The sequence below is a fragment of the Microbacterium sp. genome (assembly GCF_029263575.1).
In the GTDB taxonomy this organism is placed as follows: domain Bacteria; phylum Actinomycetota; class Actinomycetes; order Actinomycetales; family Microbacteriaceae; genus Microbacterium.
Genome location: NZ_JAJUFV010000128.1, coordinates 1 through 8,487, shown reverse-complemented (window position 1 = coordinate 8,487; position 8,487 = coordinate 1). Strand labels below are relative to the sequence as shown.

At 66.3% G+C, this 8,487-nt stretch carries 8 protein-coding genes; 4 read left to right on the top strand and 4 right to left on the bottom strand.

Translation table 11 applies throughout. The features are described 5' to 3' along the window. Positions 1 to 503 (bottom strand): acyltransferase family protein (locus Q1J95_RS12170; RefSeq protein WP_300267894.1); only part of this gene is annotated, 503 nt, incomplete at its 3' end. Positions 504 to 623: 120 nt separating this feature from the next. Between Q1J95_RS12170 and Q1J95_RS12165 the strand changes: the two genes are divergently transcribed. Continuing rightward, positions 624 to 1,850 carry an LLM class flavin-dependent oxidoreductase gene (locus Q1J95_RS12165; protein ID WP_300267892.1) on the top strand — a complete coding sequence of 409 codons (1,227 nt, stop codon included), beginning with the start codon at positions 624 to 626 and terminating at the stop codon, positions 1,848 to 1,850. Between the two features lie 2 nt (positions 1,851 to 1,852). After that, on the top strand, positions 1,853 to 2,497 hold the full coding sequence (locus tag Q1J95_RS12160; RefSeq protein WP_300267890.1) for an FMN reductase: 645 nt from the start codon (positions 1,853 to 1,855) through the stop codon (positions 2,495 to 2,497). A gap of 47 nt (positions 2,498 to 2,544) precedes the next feature. Here Q1J95_RS12160 and Q1J95_RS12155 read toward each other — a convergent pair whose 3' ends face one another. Continuing rightward, complete coding sequence (locus Q1J95_RS12155; RefSeq protein WP_300267888.1) at positions 2,545 to 2,724, bottom strand: DUF5302 domain-containing protein; 180 nt, start codon at positions 2,722 to 2,724, stop codon at positions 2,545 to 2,547. Between the two features lie 9 nt (positions 2,725 to 2,733). Next, complete coding sequence (locus Q1J95_RS12150) at positions 2,734 to 3,354, bottom strand: VTT domain-containing protein (protein WP_300267885.1); 621 nt, start codon at positions 3,352 to 3,354, stop codon at positions 2,734 to 2,736. 118 nt (positions 3,355 to 3,472) lie between these two features. Here Q1J95_RS12150 and Q1J95_RS12145 point away from each other — a divergent pair, with 118 nt between their 5' ends. Continuing rightward, complete coding sequence (locus tag Q1J95_RS12145; protein WP_300267882.1) at positions 3,473 to 5,434, top strand: GDSL-type esterase/lipase family protein; 1,962 nt, start codon at positions 3,473 to 3,475, stop codon at positions 5,432 to 5,434. A 28-nt stretch (positions 5,435 to 5,462) separates the two neighbouring features. Here Q1J95_RS12145 and Q1J95_RS12140 read toward each other — a convergent pair whose 3' ends face one another. Further along, complete coding sequence (locus Q1J95_RS12140) at positions 5,463 to 6,767, bottom strand: UDP-glucose/GDP-mannose dehydrogenase family protein (RefSeq protein WP_300267880.1); 1,305 nt, start codon at positions 6,765 to 6,767, stop codon at positions 5,463 to 5,465. A gap of 211 nt (positions 6,768 to 6,978) precedes the next feature. Here Q1J95_RS12140 and Q1J95_RS12135 point away from each other — a divergent pair. Continuing rightward, positions 6,979 to 8,487 (top strand): polyribonucleotide nucleotidyltransferase (locus Q1J95_RS12135; RefSeq protein ID WP_300267878.1); only part of this gene is annotated, 1,509 nt, incomplete at its 3' end.

Here is an 8,487-nt window from a genome sequence, read left to right as displayed (position 1 = left end):
GTGCTGTCGACGTTGGTCAGGTAGCCGGCGCTGACCGAGATCACGACACTCCACGCGAGCGGCCAGCGCAGCAGAGCGAGGTAGGGCAGGACGAGACGGAATATTCCGAGTGCGAGCAGAAACCAGAGAGTCCACGAGGGCTGAGTGATGTTCGGATTGGCCTGACCTTCGACGAACCATTTCGTCAGCGTCCACAGGAATTCGAAGATGATGTAAGGCACGAGGATGTCAGTGATGACTCGTGCCATCTGCTTCTTGGTGGGCGGTGTCGACTTGGAGAAGTGCCCGGCGATGATCGCGAACGCGGGCATGTGGAACGCGTAGAACGACAGATACAGCCCCATTGCGATGTCGGAGTCGTACGTGAGTCGCTGGATCGCATGGCCGAGCACGACGAGCACGATGCAGGCGTATCGCGCGTTGTCCCAGAACGGAACCCGCCGGCGTGGACGAGGGATGCTGCCGGTGATCGGGCCGCTCGGGCTCTCGGGGGTACTGCTCATGGTCTGAGGCTATCCTGCGGCGGTGGGAATAATCTCAGCGGAGCGCTGTTGTCATAATTACATTCATTTGCATAGACTCGGGTGTGAACAGCATCCGCCTCGAGAACTCCGGAGCACACAATGAGCGAGCACACCGACACCTCAGGTATGCAGTTCGGCCTCTTCACCGTCAGCGACATCACCCAGAACCCGGTGACCGGTGAGACTCCGAGCGAAGGCCAGAAGATCAAAGACGCGATCACGATCGCGAGACACGCAGAGGAGGTGGGGCTCGACGTCTTCGCCGTCGGCGAGCACCACAACCCGCCGTTCTGGTCATCGTCGCCCTCGACGACCCTCGCGGCCATCGCCGCCCAGACCGAGCGTCTCATCCTCTCGACCTCGACGACGCTGATCACCACGAACGACCCGGTGAAGATCGCCGAGGACTTCGCGATGCTGCAGCACATCTCCGACGGACGCACCGACATCATGCTCGGCCGTGGCAACACCGGTCCGGTATACCCCTGGTTCGGCAAAGACATCCGTCAGGGGCTGCCCCTCGCCATCGAGAACTACGCGCTGCTGCACAAGCTGTGGCACGAAGACATCGTCGACTGGGAAGGGAAATTCCGCACGCCGCTGCAAGGTTTCACCTCCACGCCGCGACCGCTCGACGGAATCGCGCCCTTCGTCTGGCACGGCTCGATTCGCACCCCCGAGATCGCCGAGCAGGCCGCCTACTACGGTGACGGGTTCTTCGCGAACAACATCTTCTGGCCCAAGGAGCACTACCAGCGTCTCATCGAGCTGTACCGCCAGCGCTTCGCGCACTACGGCCATGGTGCCCCCGAGCAGGCGATCGTCGGGCTCGGCGGGCAGGTGTTCATGCGTGCGAAGTCGCAGGATGCCGTGAATGAGTTCCGCCCGTACTTCGACAACGCCCCGGTCTACGGCCACGGCCCGAGCATGGAGGACTTCACCGAGATGACGCCGCTCACGGTCGGCTCGCCGCAGCAGGTGATCGATCGGTATGCCGGTATGCGCGATCACTACGGCGACTACCAGCGGCAGCTGTTCCTCATCGATCACGCCGGTCTCCCGCTGAAAGTCGTGCTCGAACAGCTCGACATTCTCGGCGACGAGGTCGTACCGGTGCTGCGGCGCGAGCTGGCGAAGAACCGCCCGGCGAACGTGCCGGATGCTCCGACCCACGCTGCCCGTGTCGCCGCTGTGTACGGTGATGGCCCCACGCGTCAGGCACGCCCCGGTGCCAACCGGGGAGACAACCTCACCGCTGACTCTCCGTATCAGGACACCCCGGCTCCCGCTGGGGCGGCGTTCGGCCTCGCACGAAAGGACGTATGAGCATGAGCACGCGACGCATAGCGGTCATCTCGGCCGGTCTGTCCAACCCGTCTTCGACGCGGATGCTCGCCGATCGGCTCGCGGCAGAGACCGTGAAGCAGCTCGCCGAGCGTGAGGTCGAAGCCGGTGTCGACGTGATCGAGCTTCGTGATCTCGCCCACGACATCACGAATAATCTCCTCACCGGCTTCGCTCCTGCGGCGTTGGAGTCGGCGATCAACACCGTGTACTCGGCCGACGCGATCATCGCGGTCACGCCGATCTTCTCGACCAGCTATTCCGGGCTCTTCAAATCGTTCATCGACGTGCTCGACCCGGATGCGCTGACCGGAAAGCCGGTGCTGATCGGTGCGAACGCGGGAACACCGCGACACTCGCTCGCGATCGACTACGCCATTCGCCCGCTGTTCGCCTACCTGCACGCCGAGACTGTGTCGACGGGAGTCTTCGCGGCCTCCAGCGACTGGGGCGGATCCGGTGACGAGGTCGCGCCGCTGGCCAAGCGGGTCGAGAAGGGGGCGGCTGAGCTCGCCTCCGCCGTCGCTCGCAAAGACGTCGCCGAATCGAGCGACCCGTTCGACCCGGCCACCTATCTGGGCGAAGGTCGCTCATTCGGGCACCTGCTCGGCGGCCTGGCAGGGGAGTAGAAGACGAAGTGAGAGGACCGCCCCTACCAGGACGGTCCTCTTCGCGGTCAACCGCTCTTGCGTCGGAACTCGCGCCGCGTCTGCGGCGCGCTCGCCGCATGAACAGCGGAATCGCCGTCCAGATGCGACTCACCTTCACGGTGATGTGCGTTCTTCTTCTCGAGCGCTTCCTTGAACTTGCGCTTCATCTCCTCCGAGGGGGAGGCGGCGCCTTCTTCGGTGCTCATGAGGTCAGCCTAGTCTGACGAGACCGTGCGGGGCGATGATTCGCGCGATCGGCGACGGCGGTTGATGAAGAAATCGATCACGGCTCCGAGGACGATCGCCACGACGACAGCGATGACGACTGCGACGATCGGTGCTCCCGGGATGAATGCCGCGACGATCGCGCCTACCGCGGCCTGGTAGGCGGCCCAGGCGGATGCGGCGACGAGCACGAGGCCCGCGTACCGGCCCAGCGGAATGCGCGTGGCGCCGGCAACGAGGTTGATCGCCAGCCGCGCGAACGGAATGAACCGCGCGGTGAAGAGCACCAGGGCCGTCCGCGAGTCCAGGCGGTCGCGCGCCCACCGCTGTGCTCTCTGCAAGCGCTCGGCGCGCATCCACTGCCAGCGCTCGGTGCCTACCCAACGGCCGAGTCCGTAGCAGAGCAGGTCGCCCGCGGCGGCGGCGACGGCCGCGCATCCGATCACAGCCCACAGGGGCGGGGTGCCCGAGGCCATCGATACGGCGCCCATTGTGGTGACGGCGATCTCTCCCGGCACAACGACCAGGAATGCGTCGCCGAGGACGAGCAGAGACATGACGATCAATCCCCACGGCCCGGTCGCAGCACCATCGAGAAGTTCCGTGAGCACGCCCTCACTGTGCGTCTCGAACATGAACGGGAACCAAAGCGAAGACCGCCGGTGACGGAAGATCGTGCAACAGGTGAACTCTCGGTTTCCCCGCCGGTTTCTGCGTCGTGGTGGTGGCATGACCCGGCATTCTGAAGCCGTGAGAGTCGCGATCGTGACCGAGTCGTTCCTGCCGCACATGAACGGTGTGACGGGGTCTGTGGTGCAGATCCTGAAGCATCTCGAACGCGTGGGCCATGAGGCTCATGTGATCGCTCCGAACGCGGTGGGCATCCCGCGCCGGCTGCATGGCGCTGTCATCGAACCGGTGACGAGCCTGGCGCTTCCGGGGTACCGCAACGTACGCGTGGGAGCGGCCACCGCCCATTACGTCGGCGAATCGCTGGAGCGCTTCCGTCCCGACGTCGTGCACCTCGCCTCGCCCTTCGCTCTCGGATGGCGCGGTGTCGTCGCCGCTTCGAGGCGGGGGATCCCGACGGTGGCGGCTTATCAGACCGATATCGCCGCTTACGCTCAGCGATACCGTGTCGCGCAGGCGACGACGTTCGCGCAGAACCACATCGTGCGACTTCACCATCGCGCGACTCTCACGCTGGCGCCGTCGACGGAGTCCGAGCAGCAGTTGGGGGCCCTGGGCGTCGACCGCATCCGCCGGTGGGGTCGTGGGGTGGATGCCGAGCGCTTCCACCCCATGCGGCGCGACGAGCACTGGCAGCGTGACGGTGCCGAGCAGGTGACCGTCGGTTACGTGGGTCGGCTGGCAGCCGAGAAGCAGGTGGAGGATCTCCAGGCGATCGCTGACCTGCCGGGAGTGCGGATCGTGATCGTCGGCGATGGGCCGTCGCGGCCGCGACTTGAGGCGCTGATGCCGAAGGCGGTGTTTCTCGGACACCTCGACGGTGACGCCTTGGCGAAGGCTATGGCCTCGTTCGATATCTTCGTGCATCCCGGCGAGAGCGAGACGTTCGGCCAGACCCTGCAGGAGGCGCACGCCAGTGGCGTGCCGATCGTCGCAACCGGACGCGGCGGCCCGCTCGACCTCGTGCGCATGGGTATCGACGGCTGGCTGTACCGGCCGGGCGATCTCGGCGACCTGCGAATGCGCGTCAGCGATCTTGCCGGTGACGTCCGCAAGCGTCGAGCTTTCGGTCGGGCCGGGCGTACAGCCGTCGAAGGACGAAGCTGGCAGGCGGTGTGCGAACAGCTGGTGGGGCACTTCGACGAGGCGATCACGCTGCACGGCGTGGATCGTCTGGTGCGCGTGACGCGCAGCAGACGTCCGGAACAGGCGCCCGTCGTCGACGGACGGCGCTGGCGACGCTACGTGGCGCTGGGCGACTCCCTGACAGAGGGGCTGTGCGACCCGGCACCGGACGGCGCGCTTCGCGGTTGGGCCGATCGACTGTCGCAGCTTCTGGCGGGACGAAGCGGCTTGTATTACGCCAACCTCGCGGTACGGTCACGGCGTGTGCGCGATGTGTGCGGCGAACAGCTCACCCGTGCGCGGCAACTGCGACCCGATCTGGTCTCGATCCTGATCGGCGCGAATGATCTCGTGAAGGCACACGCCGATGTCCCAGCGCTCCTCGCGGAACTCGAGAACGCGGTCGCGACGCTGCGCGGCGACGGCGCCGATGTGCTGTTGCTGACGCCTTTCCTGCCGGACCGCCGTGCGGCGCGGCTCTTCACCGCGCGCTTCGCCGAGTTCTCGAGCGGGCTGGTTGACATCGCGCACCGCACGGGGGCGATGCTCTTGGACACCGACCTGTACCCCTCGCTCGGCGCACGCCCCAACTGGGGCGCCGACCTCGTGCACCTGGGAAGTCGCGGGCACCGATTCCTGGCGTATCGCGCGGGCGAGATCCTCGCGGTTCCGCACGCCGAGACGCTCGGTGCATTGGATCAGGTGCTGCATGACGCGGATGCCACGACCACCGCAGCCTGGTGGCGTCAGCACGCGCTGCCCTGGGCCTGGCGACGCCTGCGCGGCAGAGTCGCCGGTGACGGACTTGTGGCCAAGCACGACGATTATGTGTTCATCGGCCGCTCGTCGTCGATGCGCGGCGTCGAGGTCGGGTGAACCGGGCCCCGCCCGCGCTGCGCCCCGATCAGCGCCGTCCCATGCCTCGGTAATTCCATCCGGCGCTGCGCCAGGTCTCGGCGTCGAGACAGTTGCGACCGTCGATCATGATGCGCCGGGCGACGAGCGAACCGGCGTGCACAGGATCGAGTTCTCGACGGTACTCGTCCCATTCGGTCACGATCACGACGGCGTCCGCATCGCGCAGCGCCTCATCCCTGAGCGGTTCGTAGGCCAGCTGCGGATGGACCGCGGCGGCGTTGGCGAGCGCCGCCGGATCGGTCACGACCACGTCGGCCCCCAGACCACGCAACCGCACGGCGACGTCGAGCGCGGGGGAGTCGCGGATATCGTCGCGGAAAGGTTTGAAGGCGGCGCCGAGCACGGCGATGCGGCGGGCGAAGACGTGACCGTCGAGAGCGTCGACGACCAACTGCACGGCGCGGTCGCGCCGACGCAGATTGATGGCGTCGACCTCACGGAGGAACCCGACCGACTCGCCGCGTCCGAGCTCTTCGGCCCGGGCGGCGAACGCGCGGATGTCTTTGGGCAGGCATCCGCCGCCGAAGCCGATGCCGCTTCCGAGATACCGTCGTCCGATGCGGGAGTCGTACCCCAGGGCGTCCGCGAGGAGTGCGACATCCGCCTCGGCAGTCTCGGCGATCTCCGCCATGGCGTTGATGAACGAGATCTTCGTCGCGAGGAATGCGTTGGCAGCGCCTTTGACGAGCTCGGCGGTGGCCAGATCGGTGACGAGGAACGGTGTGCCGGACGCCACGGCAGAGGTGTACACGTCGCGAAGCGCATCCGCGGCATGTTCGTCGCCGTCGCGCACACCGACGACGATGCGGTCTGGTGTGAGAGTGTCGTGCACGGCCCATCCCTCACGCAGAAACTCGGGGTTCCACACCAGCGTCGCGCCCGTGGGAGCGATGCGCTCGGCCAACTGTGCGGCGGTGCCGACGGGGACGGTGGATTTGCCAGCGACGATCGCGCCGGAACGAAGATGCGGAATGAGCGCGGCGATCGCGCTGTCGAGGTACTGCAGATCGGCCGCGTGCTCGCCGGCGAGCTGCGGCGTGCCGACGGCGATGAAGTGCACGTCCGCCTCGGCGGCTGCGGCGATGTCTGTCGTGAACGTCAGCGTGCCGCTGTCCAGTCCTGCCGTGAGCAGCTCGACGAGCTTCGGTTCGAAGAAGGGAGCCTTGCCCGCGGCCAGAGAGCGGATCTTCGCCTCATCGACGTCGATACCGGTGACCTCGTGCCCGATCGAAGCCATTGCCGCGGCGTGTACGGCACCGAGATAGCCGCATCCGATTACTGTCATGCGCATAGCTCGATTCCAACCACGCAACCGGACGTGCGCCTTGCCACCGGGTGAACGGCGCATGACCGGCCGATGGCGGTGTCTTCCCAGATCAGCGTAGGAATCTTGCTGGCGCTGATAGGCTGTGATCGGACTGCTGTGCGCAGTTCATCCCATATTGCATGTACGCTCGCTCATCACACGGATGGGCGAGCCTAAACAAAGAAGGAGAGACCTCTTGGAAGGTCCTGAAATCACTGCCGCCGAGGCCGTTCTCGATAACGGTCGCTTCGGCACTCGTACCGTCCGCTTCGAAACCGGTCGCCTCGCTCAGCAGGCCCAGGGTTCGGTTGCGGCTTACCTCGACGGAGAGACCATGCTGCTCTCCGCCACCAGTGCGGGAAAGCACCCGCGTGAAGGCTTTGACTTCTTTCCCCTGACCGTCGACGTCGAAGAGCGTTCCTACGCTGCAGGCAAGATCCCCGGTTCGTTCTTCCGTCGCGAGGGCCGCCCCTCGACAGAGGCGATCCTGGTGTGCCGTCTGATTGACCGTCCGCTGCGTCCGTCGTTCGTCGACGGTCTGCGCAACGAGGTTCAGGTCGTCATCACGGTGCTGTCGATCGCGCCGGGCGAGTTCTACGACGCCCTGGCCATCAACGCCGCATCCGCGTCGACCCAGATTTCGGGTCTGCCGTTCTCGGGCCCGATCGCCGGTGTGCGCCTCGCGCTCATTCCCGGCCAGGGCGAGCACGCCGACCAGTGGGTCGCGTTCCCGAACCAGGCGCAGGTCGAAGAGGCCGTGTTCGACCTCATGGTCGCCGGCCGCGTCGTGAAGAAGGCTGACGGCACAGAAGACGTCGCGATCATGATGGTCGAGGCTGAGGCTACCGAGAACAGCTGGAACCTGATCAAGGGTGGCGCGGTCAAGCCCAGCGAAGACGTCGTCGCCGGCGGTCTGGAGGCGGCCAAGCCCTTCCTCAAGCAGCTCGTCGAAGCACAGGCCGAGATGGCCTCGCACTCGTCGAAGGCTCCGGGCGTCTACCCGGTCTTCCCCGCCTACGAGCAGGGCACGTACGACTTCATCGCTGCATCCGCGACGACGGACCTCGAGAAGGTCTACCAGATCGCCGACAAGCTCGAGCGCCAGAGCGCCGATGACGAGGTCAAGGATCGTGTCAAGTCCGAGGTCGCCGCTGCCATCGAGGCGGGTACACTTCCCGAATCGGCTGCCGGTGAGGTCTCGGGTGCGTACAAGTCGCTGACGAAGCAGATCGTCCGTACCCGCGTGCTGTCCGAGGGCGTGCGCATGGACGGCCGCGGGCTCGCCGACATCCGTCCGCTCGACGCGGAGGTGCAGGTCATCCCGCGCGTGCACGGCTCGGCGATCTTCCAGCGCGGTGAGACCCAGATCATGGGTGTCACCACGCTGAACATGCTCAAGATGGAACAGCAGATCGACTCGCTGTCGCCGACCACCTCCAAGCGCTACATGCACCACTACAACTTCCCGCCCTACTCGACCGGTGAGACCGGCCGCGTCGGGTCGCCGAAGCGTCGCGAGATCGGGCACGGCTTCCTGGCCGAGCGCGCGCTCGCACCGGTGCTGCCCAACCGCGAGGAGTTCCCCTACGCGATCCGCCAGGTGTCGGAGGCGCTCGGCTCGAACGGCTCGACCTCGATGGGCTCGGTCTGCGCCTCGACGCTGTCGCTGCTCAACGCCGGTGTGCCGCTGCGCGCCCCGGTCGCC